This window comes from [Zimmermannella] faecalis ATCC 13722, assembly GCF_000381765.1.
Lineage (GTDB): Bacteria > Actinomycetota > Actinomycetes > Actinomycetales > Microbacteriaceae > Gulosibacter > Gulosibacter faecalis.
Window position 1 is genome coordinate 535,425 of the sequence record NZ_KB907074.1, and the last position, 16,902, is coordinate 552,326.

Genomic DNA, 16,902 nt, shown 5'->3' on the forward strand with positions numbered 1-16,902 from the left:
CGCTCAGCCTCCCTGCGCCGCCGTGACGATCTCGACCTCGTCGCCGGCTGCCAGTGCCGTGACGCCCCAGCGGCTGCGCGGCACGACGGCGCCGCCGACGGCCGCCGCGATGCCGAGTCGGTTCCCGTCGAGCGGGACGCCGCGTTCGTCGAGCGGTCGGCCGATCCGCTCCGCGACGAGCGCGAGGAGCGTGCCGCCCGCGATTGCCTCTACGGGTTCTCCGTTGACCGTGATGGCGATGCGTTCCGGTACCGCACGTTTCTCGGCGGCGACGTTTTCGGTCTTCGTCATTCCTGTTCCTCCTCGTGGTGGGATGGGTTCGGGGCTCCTGCGCCGGCCATTGCGAACCGCTCCGGGTCGACCGCCCGCAGCGTGCTCGGGTCTACCGGCTCCCCCGTCGTCAGTGCCGCAGTGAGGGCCGAGCCGAGCGGCGCGAGCAGGATGCCGTGCCGGAAGTAGCCCGTCGACACCACCGCGCCATCGTCGATGCGCCCGATGAGCGGCAGGTCGTCGGGCGTGCCCGGGCGCGCGCGGACCATTGTCTCGGCGAGGTCGGCCTCGAGCAGGCCTGGGAGCGCTCGCCGCGCATCCTCGAGCAGCCGATGCACGCCCTCGGCGCTCACCCCGTCTCGGCCGTCCTCGCGCGACGTCGCCCCGACCACGAGCTCCCCACCCGGTCGCGGCACGACATAGCAGGGGCGGCCGCGCACGAGGGCTCGCACGGTGCGGTCGATGAGGGGCGGGCGTTCGGGCGCGAACCGTAGCCGAAGGATGTCGCCATGCACCGACCGCAGGGGCAGTTGCGACAGTTCCGGCAACAGCGCGCGTCCTGTCGCGATGACCGTCTGCTCGGCGGCGATCTCGGTACCGTCGGCGAGGATCACGCCGCGTGTCGTCCCGTCGACCCGGCGGAGCGAACGCACGGGCTCCCGAACAACGCGGTCGCCGAGCCACGCGAGCAGAGCCCCGGTGAACCGCCGCGGGTCGAGCTGGTGGTCGTCGCGCAGCCGGACCCCGCCGACGACGCCGGGGCCGAGCGCCGGTTCGAGCCGGCGCGCCGCCAGTGCATCGAGGCGCTCGGCGCGCATGCCGAATGCCGTCTGCTGCTTCGTGAGTTCGTCGAGTGCCAGGCGATCGGCCGCGTCGAGCCCGACCACGACGGTCTCGTTGCGGACATACCCCGCCGCCATGCCCGTCACCGATTCGACGCGCTCGACGAGCTCCGGATACAGCTCAGCCGAGTCACGCATGAGCGGCCAGAGCGCCTCCTGGCCCCAGACAACCTCGGCGGCCGGCGCGAGCATCCCCGCCGCGGCCCGGGTCGCGCCCATGGCCGGCGCGGGGTCGCAGACTCGCACGCTCCAGCCACGCTCGACGAGTCGGAACGCGGTGCTGAGCCCGATGATCCCAGCGCCCACGACAACGGCGTCCGCCATGACGGTTCTCCCTCCGGCGGCATGATCCGCATCAGGTCTAGCGGTCGGCACTCAGCCCTCTCAGCCCGAATCGGGCTCCCGCGAACGATTCCTCTACTGTAGGCGCATGACCGCACCGCGCCAAGACCCGACGTCGAGACCTCACCGAACCCGGGCGGAGCGGCTCGCGAAACTCGCCGCGACGCGGCTCTACGTCTGCACGGATGCGCGGACCGATCGCGACGATCTCCCGGAGTTCCTCGACGCCGCCTACTCCGGCGGGGCGGGCATCGTGCAGTTGCGCGACAAGGGCCTTGAGGCGGCCGCCGAGCTCGAGCGGCTGCGGACGCTCGCCGGCATCGCGGAGCGCCACGACGCGCTGTTCGCCGTGAACGATCGGGCCGACATCGCTTTGCTTTCGGGCGCCGACGTGCTCCACGTCGGGCAGGGCGACCTCGCCACGCCCGACGCGAGAGCGCTCGTCGGCCAGTCGGTGCTCATCGGCCGCTCGACGCACTCCCACGAGCAGGTGCTCGCCGCGAACGACGACCCGGGGCTCGACTACTTCTGCGTGGGCCCCGTGTGGGAGACCCCCACGAAGCTCGGGCGACCGGGCGTCGGCCTCGAGCTCGTACGGTTCGCCGCCGAGGCGGCCCGCAAGCCGTGGTTCGCGATCGGCGGGGTCGCCGCAGGCGAGCGGCTGCACGCGGTGCGCAAGGCTGGTGCCGAGCGCATCGTCGTCGTGCGCGCCGTCACCGAGGCGACGGATCCGGCTGCCGCGGCCCGCGCCCTGGCCGCCTGACCGCGAGTGGCGTCACGCCCGACGCCCCGCGGTACGCGAGGCGCGTCGCCGTGCGCTGCTACGCGTCGCCCCGAAGAGAGGCGAGCACGCGATCGCGGAGGTCGGCCGGTGCGACATCTTCGTTGCACGAGCGTCGCACCACCTGGGTGATCATCTGATTCACGTGGGCCTCACCCGAGCAGTCCTCGCACGTCGCGAGGTGCTCCTTGATGACGTCGCGATCCATGCTGCAGATTTCGTTGCGCAGGTATTCCTCGAGCTCCTGCCGAGCCTTGTCACAACCACAGTCGGTCATGCGTCTCGCTCCTTTCCAATTCCATACTCCCCGGCATAGTCACGCAGCCGCTCACGCAAGAGCTTGCGCCCTCGGTGCAGTCGGCTCATGACCGTGCCGGTCGGAGTGTCCATGATTTCCGCGATCTCCTTGTACGCGAAGCCCTGCACGTCGGCGAGCAGCACCGCCTGACGGAACTCTTCGGGGATCTCGGCCAGCGCATCCTTGACGACCGTCGATGGCAGGTTGTCGATCGCCTCGGCCTCGGCCGAGCGCGAGCTCGTCGTGCCGGTGTACGACTCCGCGCCGCCGAGCTGCCAGTCCTCGAGCTCTTCGAGCGAGTTCTGGTAGGGCGTGCGCTGCTGCTTGCGGTACGTGTTGATGTAGAGGTTCGTCTGGATGCGGTAGAGCCAGGCGCGGAGGTTCGTTCCCTGCCGGAACGAGGCGAACGATTGGAAGGCCTTCGTGAAGGTCTCCTGCACGAGGTCCTGCGCATCGGCGGGGTTCCGGGTCATCCGCATGGCGTGCCCGTAGAGCTGGTCGAGCAGCGGGATTGCCTGCTCGGCGAAGAGCTCGGCGAGCGGCCGATCGGATTCCGTCTGCACCGACCCGGTCTGCGGTGCGTCATCACTGGAGTTCATCGTCACCGAGTCTACGGCCGGAGGGCCGGTAAGCACTGCGATCATGCGGCTCCTATTCTGCCGGGCTGCGGCTCGCGGGCGGTTGCTCGCGATAGTCTGTTCAACCGATGGAGATCTTCAGATATTCCGGCCCTGAGTTCGACCTCTACGGTGACGGCGTTGGCGACCCCGCCTCCGCCGAGCCGGGCTATTGGTCGGCGCCCCGTGCCGAAGCCCCGCTCGCGTCGCGCGTCGAGATTCCCGGTTCGAAGTCGCTCACGAACCGCGAGATCGTCGCGGCCGCGCTGGCGGATGCGCCGACCACGCTCCACGCCCCGCTCCACGCCCGCGACACGCAGCTCATGCTCGACGCAGTCGCCGAGCTCGGGACGGGCGTTGAGTCGCGGCCAGCAGTGCGCGGTGGCGCCAATGACCTTGTCATTACGCCGGCCGACGAACTCACCGGCGGGGTCTCGATCGAGTGCGGGCTCGCGGGCACCGTTATGCGCTTCGTGCCGCCGATCGCCGCGCTCGCGGTTGGCCCCGTTACCTTCGACGGCGACGATGCGGCGCGCGTCCGCCCGATGACCGGCACGATTCAGGGGCTGCGCGACCTCGGCGTTAAGGTGCGCGACGACGGGCGAGGCCGGCTGCCGTTCCTCGTGCAGGGCACGGGCGAAGTACACGGTGGCGACCTCGAGATCGATGCGAGCGCGACGAGCCAGTTTGTCTCGGGCCTGCTGCTCGCGGCTCCCCGCTTCACAAACGGCCTCACTTTGCGCCACACGGGCGCCACGCTGCCGTCGCTCCCCCACATCGAGATGACGCTCGAGGTGTTGCGTACCCGTGGTGTCGACGCGTCGACCGTCGACGAGCGCACCTGGCGCGTTGAGCCCGGCCCCATCGCTGGCGGTGAGCGCACGGTCGAGCCCGACCTCTCGAACGCGGCGCCGTTCCTGATCGCCGCGGTCATCGCCGGCGGCGAGGTACGCATTCCCAACTGGCCCTCCACGACGACGCAGGTCGGCGACATGCTCCGCGAGCTGCTTCCCCGGTTTGGTGCCGAGATCTCGTTCGACGACGGCGACCTCGTCTGCCGCGTCGAACGGGGCATTGTGGCGGGCAATCGGCCGCAGGGCCTCGACCTCGATCTCTCGCGCGGCGGCGAGCTCGCGCCGAACATCGCGGGTCTCCTCGCGCTGTGCGACGGGGAGAGCCGTCTGATGGGCATTGGACACCTCCGCGGCCACGAGACCGACCGACTTGCCGCCCTCGCGGCCGAACTGACCCGCGTCGGTGCCGAGGTCGACGAGACCGAAGATGGGCTGCGCATCCGCCCTGGAGCCCTGCGGCCGGCGCTGTGGCAGTGCTACGGCGACCACCGCATGGCGACGACCGGCGCGCTCATTGGCCTCGCGGTCGACGGAATTCAGCTCGACGACGTGGCGACGACGACGAAGACCCTCCCGGATTTCCCGGGCATGTGGCGCACGCTGCTCACTGGCGACCCCGGCGACACCTCGGTTGGTGTCGACGACCTCCTCGAGTTCTCGTGATGGGGCATCGCTAACCGTGGGCTGGAGCCGAACCGACGCGTACGACCAGTACGGGGACTTCGACGAAGACCGGGTGCGTGTACGGCCCCAGCGTCGCGGCTCGCGACCGCGCACGAAGGAACGGCCGCGGCATGAGGATGCGGTACCCGGGTTCGTAACGACCGTGAACCGCGGGCGCTACACGGTGCTCGTCGGTGCCGAGGCACCCGTGATCGCCGGGCAGGCGGCGGGTGCTTCGCGCGAGGTGACCGCGACGACCGCCCGAGAACTCGGCAAGAAGTCGGTTGTCGTCGGCGACACGGTGTGGCTCGTCGGCGACGTCTCGGCCAACGCGGGCACGCTCGCGCGCATCGTTCGTGTCGAGCCGCGCGCCTCGCTCCTGCGACGCTCGGCGGACGACTCCGACACCGTCGAGCGGATCATCGTCGCGAATGCCGACCGGCTCTGCGTCGTGATCGCTGCGGCCCAGCCCGAACCGCGGCCCCGGCTCATCGACCGCTATCTCGTTGCCGCCTATGACGCAGGCATCGAGCCCGTGGTGATGATCACGAAGACCGACCTCGCTTCACCCGAGCCGGTGCAGCAGCTCGTCGCGCCGCTCGACGTGCCGGTGTATATGTCGGCGCTCGGCGAGCAGCCGAGTGCCGAGTTCCTCGATTCGCTGCGGGGCTCGGTCACCGTCATGGTGGGGCACTCCGGCGTCGGGAAGTCCACGCTCGTGAACGCGCTTGTGCCCGAGGCCGACCGTGCCACCGGGCACGTCAACGAGGTCACGGGCCGCGGCCGCCATACAAGCTCATCGTCGCTCGCACTCCCCGTGCGCGGTGGCGGGTGGATTATCGACACCCCGGGCGTTCGGTCATTCGGGCTGGGCCATGTCGCCGACGACGCGGTGTTCCGCCCCTTCGAATCACTCTCCGCCATCGTTGAGGAGTGCCCACGGGGATGCACGCACCTCGAGGGTGCGCCGGACTGTGAGCTCGACGCTGCCGTCGCCGACGGTCGCCTCGACGAGCTCGACGCGACCCGCATCGCGTCGCTGCGCCGACTGCTCGTCTCGATGCGCGCGTCAGAGGCGTGAGCCGCTGCCATGCTGCGATAATCCAGCTATGGCCCTCGAACTGCTGCACCCCATCACCGCTGACCTGCGACTCGCGCGGCAGCTCGCCGACATCGCCGACGAGATCTCGATGCGGTACTTCACCGATCGCGACCTCGGGGTGTACCTGAAGGAAGACCGCACGCACGTCACCGACGGCGATCGAGCGGTCGAGCAGGCAATTCGCGAGCGGCTCGCCACCGAGCGGCCGAGCGATTCGGTGTACGGCGAAGAGTTCGGCACCGAGGGCACCTCGAAGCGGCAGTGGATCATCGACCCCATCGACGGCACCGCGAACTTTATGCGCGGCGTACCGATCTGGGCGACACTCATCGCCCTCGTCGTCGACGGCACGCCCGAAGTCGGTGTCGTCTCGGCACCCGCGCTGAATCGCCGATGGTGGGGTGCGACCGGCCTCGGCGCCTACCTCGACGATGACCTCGCCGACTCCGACACCGCGACCGATCGACGCATTGAGGTGTCGGGCGTCGAGTCGCTCGCCGACGCGCAGGTGAGTTATGGCTCCCTGAAGTACTGGCAGGAGGAGGGACGCGTCGAGCCGATTCTCGAGCTCAACGAGCGCGCCTGGCGTTCGCGCACGGTCGGTGATTTCTGGCCGTACATGCTCGTGGCCGAGGGCGCGTACGAGATCGCGTGCGAGGTCGGACTCCAGCCCTACGACATGGCGGCGCTCGTCCCGATCGTCGAAGAGGCCGGCGGTACCTTCACCTCGGTCGATGGCCGCCCGGGCCCGTGGCACGGCTCAGCGCTTGCGACCAACGGCGAACTCCACGACGAGGCGCGTCGCATCCTCGCCGGCGATTAGCGCGGCCCGCTAGCGTGCGCCCGCCGAACGACGGTGCGCGAAGAAGTCGAGCAGGGCGAACCCCACCGCCGTGATCGCAACGCCGAGTACGAACACCATCGACCAGAGGTATGCCGACCGATAGTGGTCGACTCCCCCGCCGACGGCGATCGAGAAGAACACCGAGGTCGCAATCGCAATGCCCATCGCGTTGCCAAGCCGCTGCCCGACCTGCATGAACGAGCCGCCGACACCCGCCGACTCGAGTGGCACATCCTTCACCGTGCGCATCTGATTCGCGGGCATCACCATGCCGGCGCCGACGCCGCCGAACCCGAGCACGATTGCCATGATCCAGGGCATCGATTCGGCCGGTGCGTATTCGCCCGCGATGACCATGCCGACGAGCGCGACCGCGAAAATGCCGATCCCGAGCAGCACCATTGGCGCCGCGTACTTGAACGTGAACCGGCCAACCGCGCCCGAGACGATCGCCGACACGACCGCGAACGGAATCGTGATCATGCCGACAACAACCGGTGCGTGACCGAGGCCCTCCTGGTTGTAGAGGGTCATGACGAGAAACATCGGCGGCATCATCGCGAAGTAGAGGGTCGTGATGATCACGCCCCAGCGATACGACGGGTGCTTGAAGAGCCGGAAATCGATCACGGGGCTCTTGCCCGCCGCAACGTAGCGGCGTTCCCACAGCCAGAATGCAATTGCCGACGCCGCGCCCCCGACGAGCAGCCACCAGCGGGCCGGGTTGTCGTCGGCACCACCCGAGGTGAGCACGAACGGCAGCATCGTGAACAACACGGTGGCTGCCATGAGCACGACGCCGGGGAGATCGAGCTCGGTGCCGCCCTGGTGGCGCTGGCGGCCCGGGAGCAGCCAAATCGCGAACGGCAGCAGGAGTAGGCCGAGCGGCACGTTCATACCGAAGATCCAGCGCCAACCCCACTCTTCACCGAACGTCGCGATGAGCAGGCCGCCGATGGTCGGACCGAACGCAGTGCCGAGGCCGATGGATGCGCCGAAGATGCCGAACGCCGCGCCGCGCTCCGGCCCCTGAAACAGGTTCTGAATGAGGCCGATCACCTGGGGCATGAGCACCCCCGCCGCCGTGCCCTGCACAAAGCGTGCGGCGACGAGTTGCCACGGCTCGGCGGCGAGCATGCAGCACGCGCTCGCAAACACGTAGATCGACAGGCCGATGACGAACATCGCCTTGCGGTTCCAGATGTCGCCGAGCCGCCCCATCGGTACGAGCAGGATGCCAAACGCGAGGATGTACCCGGCAACAATGAGCTGGGCCTCGGATGTCCCTGCCCCGAGCGTGTGCTCGATCGGGCTCAATGCGACGTTGACCTTGACGAGGTCGAGAATCGTGGCGATCGCGACGGCGATGCAGACGATGAAGGCTGGCCAGCGATTTTGCTCGGTCGTTCCGGAATTCTGCACTAGTGCAGTCTAGTCGTCCGACTGATCGTCGCGGGGAAGCCAGCGAGCCCGACGTCAAGGATTGTGACCCCGTTTGACATCCCCGCACTTGGGCATGATTTCCGAGGCGTACGGTGACAGAAACCGCAACCGAAGGGCAATGATGTCGACCGACCGGATTCTCACGAGCCACGTTGGCTCGCTCCCCAGAACGAAGCGCCTCCTCGAGACGAACGCGCGCCACCAGGCGGGCAATCTCGGGTGGGATGAGTTCACGAGCGTGTTGCACGACGAGGTCGTCGGGGTCGTCAAGCGGCAGCTCGACACCGGGATCGACATCGTGAACGATGGCGAATACGGGCACCTCATGACGCAGGCGGTCGACTATGGCGGGTGGTGGAACTACTCGTTCACCCGTCTTTCCGGCCTCACGCCCGCCCAGGGTGACCGCTGGCAGGAGACCGACGACGACGTGATCACGTCGGAGCCGGGTGCCGTGCGACTGGCCTCGTTCGCGCATCGGCGGGATCGCGCCCGCTTCCGCGACGCCTACCTCGATCCAGAGAATGGTGTGCTCGCGGGGCGCAAGCCGATGAACCCGCCCTCGATCACGGGCCCCATCGAGTACATCGGGCACGACGCCGTCGCCGCTGACGTGGCTGGCCTTCGCTCGGCGCTCAATGAGCTCGGCGCCTCGCAGACCGGCTTTGTCGCCGCCCTGTCGCCGGGCTCGGCCGCGCGACTCAAGAACACCCACTACGGCAGCGATGAAGAGGTCGTCTGGGCGTGTGCCGAGGCGCTCAAGGAGGAATACCGGGCGATCGTAGATGCCGGGTTCATCGTGCAGATCGATGACCCGTCGATCGCCGAGAGCTGGGATCAGGTCGTGCCGGAGCCGTCCGTCGACGACTACCTCGCCTTCACGCAGGTGCGTGTCGATGCCCTCAACTACGCACTCAAGGGGCTGCCCGCCGAGCAGGTGCGCTTTCACCTCTGCTGGGGTTCGTGGCACGGCCCGCACACCACCGACATCGAGTTCCGGCACCTCGTCGAGCAGATGCTCACGATCGATGCTGGCTCGTACTCATTCGAGGCGGCGAACGTGCGTCACGCGCACGAATGGAAGGTGTGGCGCGATGTCGAACTCCCCGCCGGCAAGCTCATCGTGCCGGGCCTGGTGTCGCACTCGACCAACGTCGTTGAGCATCCCGAACTCGTCGCCGACCGTATCGAGCAGTTCGCCTCGGTCGTCGGCGCCGACCGCGTGATCGCGTCGACTGACTGCGGACTCGGCGGGCGAGTGCACCCCGACATCGCCTGGGCGAAGCTCGAGTCGCTCACCGCGGGCGCCGAACGCGCAACCAAGCGTCTGTACGGCTGACCCGGCGACGGCGCAGCGAGCAGCCGCCCGCGATTCAGCTCTCGAACGTGATGTCGCGGAGATTCTTGATGCGGTCGAACGGCTGCTCGCTCGCGGAACCGGCTCCGGCGCTGCCGCCAGCGTGCTTGTCGGCGAGGTACTCGAGGGCAAGCTCGTAGCCGAGGGCGCCGGCGCCCGCGATGACGGCCTCTGCCTGCGGGGAGACGTAGGAGTGGTGCCGGAAGGCTTCCCGGCGGTGCACGTTCGACAGGTGCACCTCGACGGTTGGCGTCTGCGCGTATTCGAGTGCGTCATGGAGCGCAACCGACGTGTGCGTGTAGGCGCCCGCGTTGAGCACGATGCCGCCCGCCTCGGTACGGGCGCGCTGCACGAGTTCCACCAGTTCGCCCTCGTGGTTCGTCTGGAAGCATTCGACCGTCACGCCGAGCTCGTCGGCACGACGCTCGCAGCGACGCTCGACATCGGCGAGCGTCTCGGTGCCGTAGACCTCGGGATTCCGAGTCCCGAGCGTGTTGAGGTTCGGGCCGTTGAGAACGAAGATGCGCATGCGATGCAGTGTAGGCCGCAGCGCCCCGCGCACGACAATGCCCCGTCGGTTCGCCAGAAACTGGCGACCGGACGGGGCGTTTCTAACGCCTGCACCTCCGCGAACTGACGGCAATTCGCGGCATTTTGAAGAGAAAAGCCGCGAATTGCCGTCAGTTGCGGAGATAGCGGGGCGGATGGGCACGGCGGATGGGCGCGCGGGCGGATGGGTGGGGCTGGCTCGGCCGCCGCACCTCCGCCACAATGACCACGCGATCGCGAAGATGACCCGACTCACCAGCGCAGCGTCACACGTCAACCGCCAAGCCAACAAAAAAGTCCTGAGCCGCGACTCGTATGTAAACGATGTCGCGACTCAGGACAAACGTGGAGATGGGGGGAATTGAACCCCCGTCCATCGCGACGAGTCTGCGGCTTCTCCGGGTGCAGTTTGCCAAACGCGTTGCTCGGTTCCGGCCATTGGGGCAAACACCTTGGCCGACGAACCCAGTCACAGTAAGAGTCCCGCGGAGCCCTGCAACACGACTCCACAGCAAGTGTTCAAAATGACGTCAGGATCCAGGCCGAACACGAACCTGGGCTGACGGACTCGGGCTCGCTACTTAGGCAGCGAGGGCGAAGTCAGTGCGCTTGTTATTGGCACTTATTGGTTGCGAGGGGCGTTAACGAGATAACCCCGCGTCCTCGACCCGCTTCACGCAGTTTCCCCAACGATGTCGAAACCGATCATCCCCGAGACTGCGAAGCTCTTGCATCGCTATTGAGTTATGCCCGATGCAACACCGGGACTCATCATCCTATTCCATCCGGACGCGGAGCCCAAGTGCGGTCTGCAACCCCAGCCTGATTTGTCGGCTTCGGTCGCTCGTTTTCGCCGTCGACTCCGTAAAGTTGTCGACATGAGTTGGAACGAAGGCGGCGCCGGACCGTTCGGCCGCAACAATGACGAGTCGAAGCGCGACGACGAATCTGAGGGTGCCACCTCGGAGCAGCACGACATGCCGGGGCTTCCGCCCCTGCCACCGCTCGGGTTGCCGGGCGACCAGGCCACGGATGACGGGGCTGCCGACACCGACGCGGCGAGCGACGAACAGGAGCTGAGCGACGCTGCGGGCGACGAGCCCGAGTCGAATGGTGACCAACCCGAGTCGCAGGATTCCGCATCGCCCGCGGCCGACTCCGGCGGCTGGTCGTCGTTTGCTCCGCCGGCATACGGCTCGACACCCGAGCCCGTCAGCGACGAAGATGCTCGCACCGACGACGAGGCGGCACACGATGGTGCACCGACCCAGTCGTTCAGCGCGGCCCTCGGCAGCGACGGCGACGTCAACGCCGCGCGCGACGATGAGCCGCACGACCCGAACGCGACCCAGGCGTATCCGACCCAGGCGTTCCCTGCCGGCGGCTTCGGTGGAAGCAATGAGCGTGCCGACGCACAGGCGACCCGGGCCTACCCCACGCAGGCTTTCCGCACCGACGAGCCCGCAACCCAGGCGTTCGGCGCTCCCCCGGCCGCATTCCCGGGCGACACAGGCGCGCAGTACGGCCAGCCCGCGGGGGCGGCCCCTGCGGCCGGCGGCGCTGGCGGTCAGGAGCCGCCGCGACCAGAGGAGAAGCGCAAGAAGCCTTGGTTCCGGCGCCCGCCTATCCTCATCACGATCATCGCGGTGCTCGTGCTCGGCCTCGCGGCAGGAATCGGGATTCCGTGGTTCATCAACTCGCAGAACGTACAGCGGGGCGACGACCTCGCCGCGGCGTTCCAGTCGGAGCTCAAGGACTACAACGCCACCTGGAACGAAGAGAACCTCGCGGCGGTCACCGCTCCCGACATCTCGACGACGCTGAGCTCGTCAAGCCAGACGTTCTTCGACTTCACGTCCGACGGCATCGACGACCTCTCCGCAGCCTGCGGCGACATTGCGGGTGCGCAGGAGACCCGCCAGCAGCTCGCCGACGCCGACGTGCCTGAGCTTCCGCAGGATGAGGGCGCAGAGGCCTCCGAGGCCTACGTCGCCGCGCAGAAGGATGCGAAAGCCCTCACCGACTCGCGTGAGTCGGCCGACGCCTTCCTCGAGCAGTCGAACTCGCTGCTCACGGCCCAGCAGCAGCTGTGTGACTCGATCCCCGCCTACGCCGAGTTGCAGCAGAACTACCGCAGCGACCTCGACACGACGATGCCCGACGCCTACGTCGTCGAGAATGGCGGCGAGATCACCACGAGCGACGGCGCGATCTACTTCCCCTGCTCGAACTCGCAGGGATGCCCCGACCTCTACAACGACGACAACCGGGAGCTGTTCGCCTCCGCCTACGAGTCGACGTACGTCGACTACTACAGTGGCCTCGCCGAGCAATACACCGACAACTGCTTCCTCGACGCATTCCAGTCGGTGTGCGATGTCGCTGCCGAAAAGTACCAGGCGGCCGCCGACGCGAACCAGGCCGTCGTCGACCACCTGCGTGAGAACGAGCCGACGGTCGAGGTGGGCCAGACCCTCTACCCCGATCTCGACGGCCTGATTCAGGACGCCGCAGACGCCGAGTCGGCCGCGAACGAGGCCGTGCTCACGGAGTGGGCGACGATTGAGCCGAACGTTGGCACGTCGATGACGCGCACCGGCTCATCGCTCGCGACGTTCCTCGACTCGCTGAAGTCGACCGCCGACGAGACCGCGGGAAGCATCCTCGGTTAGCCTCCTCCCCGATACGACTCGGCCCAGCCACGGAATTCCGTGGCGGGGCCGAGTTGTTGCAGACCGGCTGCCTACTCGCCGACGTAGCCGCGCGAGCGCATCGCACGGCGCGCCTCGAGCTTGTCCTGCCGCTCACGCAGCGCCTGGCGCTTATCGAACTCGCGCTTGCCCTTCGCGACCGCGATCTCGACCTTCGCGCGGCCATCAGAGAAGTAGAGCTGCAGCGGCACGATCGTGTACCCGCCCTCGCGCGTCTTCGTCGCGATCTTGCGGATCTCGTCGCGGTGCAGCAGCAGCTTGCGCTTGCGACGCGGCGCGTGATTGTTCCAGGTGCCCTGGAAGTACTCGGGGATGTGCACGGCCTCGAGCCAGAGCTCCCCGTTCTCAACGTGGGCGAACCCGTCAATGAGTGACGCGCGCCCCTGACGCAGCGCCTTCACCTCGGTGCCGGTGAGCACCATGCCCGCCTCGTACGTGTCCTCGATGAGGTAGTCGTGCCGCGCCTTGCGGTTCGACGCCACAACCTTGCGGCCGTCATCCTGCTTCTTAGCCATCGCATCCTCCCCTCGAGTGTCGCGCGATTCGTCGACGAATTCGTGACAACGCACCAGCCTACCGCCCGCGCGATGTTCACGCAGGCGGCGGCCGACGAGTGGATGGCTAAACGCGCAGGTAGCGGCGAATCGAGATGCTCGACGAGAGGCCCGCGAGCAGCACGCCGATCGCGACGACGATGCCGGCCGCCCCAGCGGCCTCGGGCCACACTCCCACGAGTTGCATACCGGGCATGCGCACCTGCAGGTAGCCCTGCACGAAGAAGTGCGTGCCGCCGAGCACCGCGACCGCGGCAAGCAGCGACCCCACGAGCCCCGCGAACACGCCTTCAAGGATGAACGGGGCTTGGATAAATCCGTTGGATGCTCCGACCAGGCGCATGATCCGCAGCTCGCGGCGACGCGAGAACGCCGAGAGTCGGATCGTGGTCGCGACGAGCAGTACCGCGGCCACGAGCATGACGAGCGCAACCGAGAACGCCGTGATGCTCGCACCGTTCAATACGGCGAAAATGCCGTCGAGGAATTGCCGCTGGTCGGTGACCGACTCGACCCCGGGCATGTCGGTGATCGACTGGATGATGATGTCGCTGTCCTGCGGCTCCGTCATGTTCACCCAGTAGGCCGCGTTGAGCTGGTCGGGCGTCACGAACGATACGAGCGGGTCGTCCTTGAACTGCTCGACGAAGCGCGAATACGCGTCGTCCTGCGACTCGAAGAAGTACTCGTTCACGTACGGCGAGAGGGCATCGCCCTGCAGCTCGGCCTCGACCGCATCCATCTGGTCCTGCGTCGCGAGACCCGCCGCACAGTTGGGCGCCTGCGACTCGGCCGTACAGAAGTCGATCGCGACCTGCGCCCGGTCATACCAGTACGTCTTCATGTTCTGGATCTGGAACTGCAACAGGATTGCCGCGCCGACGAACGTCAGCGACACGAACGTCACGAGAATGACCGAAATGACCATCGAGGTGTTGCGGCGCAGCCCCTGCCACATTTCACTGAGGATGAATCCGAACATCAGCGCTCACCTCCCTGCGTGCGATCGAGTCCATCGGCAATGTCCTCACCGTCGTCGTGCTCGGTGAGCCTCGACGTCGGAGCGTCGATGTCGGACTCGATATCCGCCGTCGTGCGGTCGGGAGCCGCGACGCGCTCAGCCATCGATTCCGCGATCGTGGGCTTGCGGGCATCCTTCGCGACCTCAGGGGCCTCGGGCTCCTCGTAGAGCACGATCTCGGGCGTGTACACGCCACCGGCCTCGTCGCGAACCACCTCACCGTCGGCGAGCTCGAGCACGCGCTGACGTTCCTCATCAACAATCGAGACATCGTGCGTCGCCATCAGCACGGCCGTACCGTTCTTATTGATTCGGCGCAGCACCCGCATGATCTCGCGAGAGGTCACGGGGTCAAGGTTGCCCGTCGGCTCGTCGGCGAGCAAAATCGCCGGCTTGTTCACGACGGCGCGCGCGATCGCGACCCGCTGCTGCTCGCCGCCGGAAAGCTCGTGCGGGAAGCGGTCTTCCTTACCGGCGAGACCGACCGTGTCGAGCACATCCGCCACCGATCGACGAATGTGCGCCCGCGAGCGGCCGATCACCTTCTGCGCGTAGGCGACGTTCTCGTAGACCGTCTTGTTCACGAGCAGGCGGAAGTCTTGAAAGACCATGCCCACGTTGCGGCGATAGAACGGGACCTTGCGGTTCGAGATCTTGCTGAGGTCTTGCCCCAGCACGTGCACCTGCCCGCTCGACGGGTGCTCTTCGAGCAGGACATGGCGCAGCACCGTCGACTTTCCCGAGCCCGAAGGGCCGACGAGAAAGACGAACTCGCCTCGGAGTATCTCGAAGGTGACGTCGTCGAGCGCAGCGTCGTGCTGGCCCCGGTACACCTTGGACACGTGATCGAATCTAATCATGACGCCCCATACGCTACGGGGCGCGCCTACGAATCGCCGAGCGACGCGCGGTTAGTCGTCTCCATCCGTACCGCGCATGCGCAGGTTGAAGAACGCGGCGACCATGCCGCCCCAGATGACGACGATCGAGACGACCATCATCGTGATTGCTTCAGGACTCATGCGACGTCACTCCTTCTCGTTCACGGCTGCGGGGGATGCGGGCTTCTCGCCACGCTCGCGCGCGAGCCGAGCCTGATAGATCGCCTCGACCTCGGCCTCCTCGGCGGCCTCGTCGAACGTCGGGTCGACGCGCTTCGACCACGGCAGCGCGGCGAGGATGATCGCCACAACGACGAGGGCGATCACCATGCCCCAGCCGAAGACCGCGACGAACTCGGGCGGGTAGCCGCCATAGACCTCGCTCGTGTCCTTCATAAGCTGCGTCGCGAGCATGTAGGCGAGGGCGACCGGCACGATCGCGCCGATGAATAGGATCCACACCCAGTTCGCCGGGATGCTCGACAGTCGCGACAGGTGGCGTGAGAACAGCGGCAGTTTGCCGGCGATCCAGCCCACGCAGATGATCGCGACGAGGCCGGCCGCGAGGATGCCGTACTGGTTCACGAACGCGTCGAACACGTCGAGGAAGTAGAGGCCGGCGGTCGTCGGGAACAACAGCAGCGAGATAATCGCCATGGGCGTGATGACGGCGATCGCGGCCGCCTGCCGGCTGAGGCCGAGCTTGTCGCGCACGCCCGCAACCACGACCTCGATAATTGAGACCATCGACGTGAACCCGGCAAACACGAGCGAGCCAAAGAACAGCACACCAATGAGCTCGCCGAGTGGCGCCTGCGAGATGATCGTGGGGAACGCGACGAACGCGAGCCCGATGCCCGAGGTCGCCGTCTCATCGACCGTCGTACCGGCGGCCTGTGCCATAAACCCGAGGGCGGCGAACACGCCGATCCCGGCGAGGATCTCGAACGCCGAGTTCGAGAAGCCGACCACGAGGCCCGAGCCCGTGAGGTCGCTCTTGCGCTTGAGGTACGACGCGTACGTGATCATGATGCCGAAGCCGACCGACAGCGAGAAGAAGATCTGGCCGACTGCGGCGGCCCAGACCTCGCCGCGCGCGAGCGCCGACCAATCGGGCGTGAACAGGGCATTGAGGCCTTCGGTGGCGCCGGGCAGGAACAGCGCCTGCACGACCATGATGACGAACATCACGACGAGCAGCGGCATGAAGATGAGGTTCGCGCCCGCGATGCCCTTGTTCACGCCGAGGAAGATGACGATAAACGTGACGACCCACACGAGCAGTTCGGGCCAGAAGACGGCACCGACGAATTCACCCGTGTAGGCGACCTCATCGCTCATCCGCAGGAAATCACCAAAGAAGAACGCGTTCGCGTCGTCGCCCCACGCACCGGTGAACGAATAGATCATGAACATCGCCGCCCAAGCGACGATGACGGCGTAGTAGAGGCCAATGATGAAGCAGATGAGCACCTGCCACCAGCCGATGGACTCGAGCCAGCGCGAGATTCGCGCCATCGAGAGCGGCGCCGAACCGCCATAGCGGTGACCGATCACGTAGTCAAAAAAGAGCAGCGGAATTCCCGCGCAGACCACGGCAATGACGTAGGGCACGATGAATGCACCGCCGCCGTTTTCGTACGCGATGTACGGGAATCGCCAGATGTTGCCGAGTCCGACCGCCGACCCGATGGCCGCGAGGATGAACATGTTGCGTGAGCCGAAGAACTCGCGCTTCTGCTTGGGCTGCTGCGTTTGTGCTTGCGTCACGGT

Annotated in this window: 17 protein-coding genes, 1 other RNA gene and 1 riboswitch; of the genes, 6 read left to right on the forward strand and 12 right to left on the reverse strand. The window is 67.2% G+C overall.

Annotation, left to right across the window (positions count from 1 at the left end; genetic code table 11):
- Nucleotides 1-3: 3 nt before the first annotated feature.
- Nucleotides 4-291 carry a sulfur carrier protein ThiS gene (gene thiS, locus G328_RS0102500; protein ID WP_019617772.1) on the reverse strand — a complete coding sequence of 96 codons (288 nt, stop codon included), beginning with the start codon at nucleotides 289-291 and terminating at the stop codon, nucleotides 4-6.
- Nucleotides 288-1,436: a glycine oxidase ThiO gene (gene thiO / locus G328_RS0102505; protein WP_019617773.1), complete on the reverse strand. Its 1,149-nt coding sequence runs from the start codon at nucleotides 1,434-1,436 to the stop codon at nucleotides 288-290. Before thiO ends, thiS begins: the two co-directional genes overlap by 4 nt.
- Nucleotides 1,428-1,528, reverse strand: a riboswitch (TPP riboswitch). Its footprint overlaps the gene before it by 9 nt.
- Nucleotides 1,529-1,542: 14 nt before the next feature.
- On the opposite strand from thiO, the gene thiE reads away from it, so the two are divergent.
- On the forward strand, nucleotides 1,543-2,217 hold the full coding sequence (gene thiE / locus G328_RS0102510; protein ID WP_019617774.1) for a thiamine phosphate synthase: 675 nt from the start codon (nucleotides 1,543-1,545) through the stop codon (nucleotides 2,215-2,217).
- A gap of 58 nt (nucleotides 2,218-2,275) precedes the next feature.
- Here thiE and G328_RS0102515 read toward each other — a convergent pair whose 3' ends face one another.
- Nucleotides 2,276-2,512, reverse strand: coding sequence for a zf-HC2 domain-containing protein (locus G328_RS0102515; RefSeq protein WP_019617775.1), 237 nt, complete (start codon nucleotides 2,510-2,512; stop codon nucleotides 2,276-2,278).
- On the reverse strand, nucleotides 2,509-3,177 hold the full coding sequence (locus tag G328_RS0102520; protein ID WP_019617776.1) for a sigma-70 family RNA polymerase sigma factor: 669 nt from the start codon (nucleotides 3,175-3,177) through the stop codon (nucleotides 2,509-2,511). The genes G328_RS0102515 and G328_RS0102520 overlap by 4 nt, the downstream gene beginning before the upstream one ends.
- Before the next feature lie 62 nt (nucleotides 3,178-3,239).
- Between G328_RS0102520 and aroA the strand changes: the two genes are divergently transcribed.
- The 3 genes from aroA to G328_RS0102535 are packed head-to-tail and all read left to right on the forward strand — an operon-like array spanning nucleotide 3,240 to nucleotide 6,592.
- Nucleotides 3,240-4,667: a 3-phosphoshikimate 1-carboxyvinyltransferase gene (gene aroA / locus G328_RS0102525; RefSeq protein ID WP_019617777.1), complete on the forward strand. Its 1,428-nt coding sequence runs from the start codon at nucleotides 3,240-3,242 to the stop codon at nucleotides 4,665-4,667.
- Nucleotides 4,668-4,683: 16 nt separating this feature from the next.
- A complete protein-coding gene (gene rsgA, locus G328_RS0102530; protein WP_019617778.1) occupies nucleotides 4,684-5,748 on the forward strand; it encodes a ribosome small subunit-dependent GTPase A in 1,065 nt (354 codons plus the stop codon).
- A gap of 28 nt (nucleotides 5,749-5,776) precedes the next feature.
- Complete coding sequence (locus G328_RS0102535; protein WP_019617779.1) at nucleotides 5,777-6,592, forward strand: inositol monophosphatase family protein; 816 nt, start codon at nucleotides 5,777-5,779, stop codon at nucleotides 6,590-6,592.
- Between the two features lie 9 nt (nucleotides 6,593-6,601).
- Here the strand turns inward: G328_RS0102535 and G328_RS13825 are convergent, their stop codons facing one another.
- On the reverse strand, nucleotides 6,602-8,035 hold the full coding sequence (locus G328_RS13825; protein WP_019617780.1) for an MFS transporter: 1,434 nt from the start codon (nucleotides 8,033-8,035) through the stop codon (nucleotides 6,602-6,604).
- Between the two features lie 139 nt (nucleotides 8,036-8,174).
- On the opposite strand from G328_RS13825, the gene G328_RS0102545 reads away from it, so the two are divergent.
- A complete protein-coding gene (locus tag G328_RS0102545) occupies nucleotides 8,175-9,395 on the forward strand; it encodes a cobalamin-independent methionine synthase II family protein (protein WP_019617781.1) in 1,221 nt (406 codons plus the stop codon).
- Between the two features lie 34 nt (nucleotides 9,396-9,429).
- On the opposite strand, the gene aroQ is transcribed toward G328_RS0102545, so the two are convergent.
- Nucleotides 9,430-9,942, reverse strand: a complete 513-nt coding sequence (aroQ, locus tag G328_RS13830) for a type II 3-dehydroquinate dehydratase (RefSeq protein ID WP_019617782.1) — start codon at nucleotides 9,940-9,942, stop codon at nucleotides 9,430-9,432.
- Between the two features lie 363 nt (nucleotides 9,943-10,305).
- Nucleotides 10,306-10,675, reverse strand: a transfer-messenger RNA (tmRNA) gene (ssrA, locus tag G328_RS16085).
- Nucleotides 10,676-10,840: 165 nt separating this feature from the next.
- Here ssrA and G328_RS0102555 point away from each other — a divergent pair.
- On the forward strand, nucleotides 10,841-12,634 hold the full coding sequence (locus tag G328_RS0102555) for a hypothetical protein (RefSeq protein WP_026339605.1): 1,794 nt from the start codon (nucleotides 10,841-10,843) through the stop codon (nucleotides 12,632-12,634).
- A 71-nt stretch (nucleotides 12,635-12,705) separates the two neighbouring features.
- Here G328_RS0102555 and smpB read toward each other — a convergent pair whose 3' ends face one another.
- The 5 genes from smpB to G328_RS0102580 form a co-directional block, all read right to left on the reverse strand.
- Complete coding sequence (smpB, locus tag G328_RS0102560; protein ID WP_019617783.1) at nucleotides 12,706-13,188, reverse strand: SsrA-binding protein SmpB; 483 nt, start codon at nucleotides 13,186-13,188, stop codon at nucleotides 12,706-12,708.
- A gap of 106 nt (nucleotides 13,189-13,294) precedes the next feature.
- Nucleotides 13,295-14,209, reverse strand: a complete 915-nt coding sequence (gene ftsX / locus G328_RS0102565; RefSeq protein ID WP_019617784.1) for a permease-like cell division protein FtsX — start codon at nucleotides 14,207-14,209, stop codon at nucleotides 13,295-13,297.
- Complete coding sequence (gene ftsE / locus G328_RS13835; protein ID WP_051082792.1) at nucleotides 14,209-15,108, reverse strand: cell division ATP-binding protein FtsE; 900 nt, start codon at nucleotides 15,106-15,108, stop codon at nucleotides 14,209-14,211. The genes ftsX and ftsE overlap by 1 nt, the downstream gene beginning before the upstream one ends.
- 51 nt (nucleotides 15,109-15,159) lie before the next feature.
- Complete coding sequence (locus tag G328_RS16090) at nucleotides 15,160-15,270, reverse strand: methionine/alanine import family NSS transporter small subunit (protein ID WP_083919509.1); 111 nt, start codon at nucleotides 15,268-15,270, stop codon at nucleotides 15,160-15,162.
- Between the two features lie 6 nt (nucleotides 15,271-15,276).
- A complete protein-coding gene (locus G328_RS0102580) occupies nucleotides 15,277-16,899 on the reverse strand; it encodes a sodium-dependent transporter (RefSeq protein WP_019617786.1) in 1,623 nt (540 codons plus the stop codon).
- Nucleotides 16,900-16,902 lie beyond the last annotated feature (3 nt).

Coding starts and splice junctions, on each gene's coding strand:
- thiE (WP_019617774.1), top strand. CDS start 1,543: ATGACCGCACCGCGCCAAGACCCGACGTCGAGACCTCACCGAACCCGG.
- G328_RS0102545 (WP_019617781.1), top strand. CDS start 8,175: ATGATGTCGACCGACCGGATTCTCACGAGCCACGTTGGCTCGCTCCCC.
- G328_RS0102520 (WP_019617776.1), bottom strand. CDS start 3,177: ATGATCGCAGTGCTTACCGGCCCTCCGGCCGTAGACTCGGTGACGATG.
- ftsE (WP_051082792.1), bottom strand. CDS start 15,108: ATGATTAGATTCGATCACGTGTCCAAGGTGTACCGGGGCCAGCACGAC.
- G328_RS0102555 (WP_026339605.1), top strand. CDS start 10,841: ATGAGTTGGAACGAAGGCGGCGCCGGACCGTTCGGCCGCAACAATGAC.
- aroA (WP_019617777.1), top strand. CDS start 3,240: ATGGAGATCTTCAGATATTCCGGCCCTGAGTTCGACCTCTACGGTGAC.
- G328_RS0102515 (WP_019617775.1), bottom strand. CDS start 2,512: ATGACCGACTGTGGTTGTGACAAGGCTCGGCAGGAGCTCGAGGAATAC.
- thiS (WP_019617772.1), bottom strand. CDS start 291: ATGACGAAGACCGAAAACGTCGCCGCCGAGAAACGTGCGGTACCGGAA.
- G328_RS16090 (WP_083919509.1), bottom strand. CDS start 15,270: ATGAGTCCTGAAGCAATCACGATGATGGTCGTCTCGATCGTCGTCATC.
- ftsX (WP_019617784.1), bottom strand. CDS start 14,209: ATGTTCGGATTCATCCTCAGTGAAATGTGGCAGGGGCTGCGCCGCAAC.
- G328_RS0102535 (WP_019617779.1), top strand. CDS start 5,777: ATGGCCCTCGAACTGCTGCACCCCATCACCGCTGACCTGCGACTCGCG.
- smpB (WP_019617783.1), bottom strand. CDS start 13,188: ATGGCTAAGAAGCAGGATGACGGCCGCAAGGTTGTGGCGTCGAACCGC.
- thiO (WP_019617773.1), bottom strand. CDS start 1,436: ATGGCGGACGCCGTTGTCGTGGGCGCTGGGATCATCGGGCTCAGCACC.
- aroQ (WP_019617782.1), bottom strand. CDS start 9,942: ATGCGCATCTTCGTTCTCAACGGCCCGAACCTCAACACGCTCGGGACT.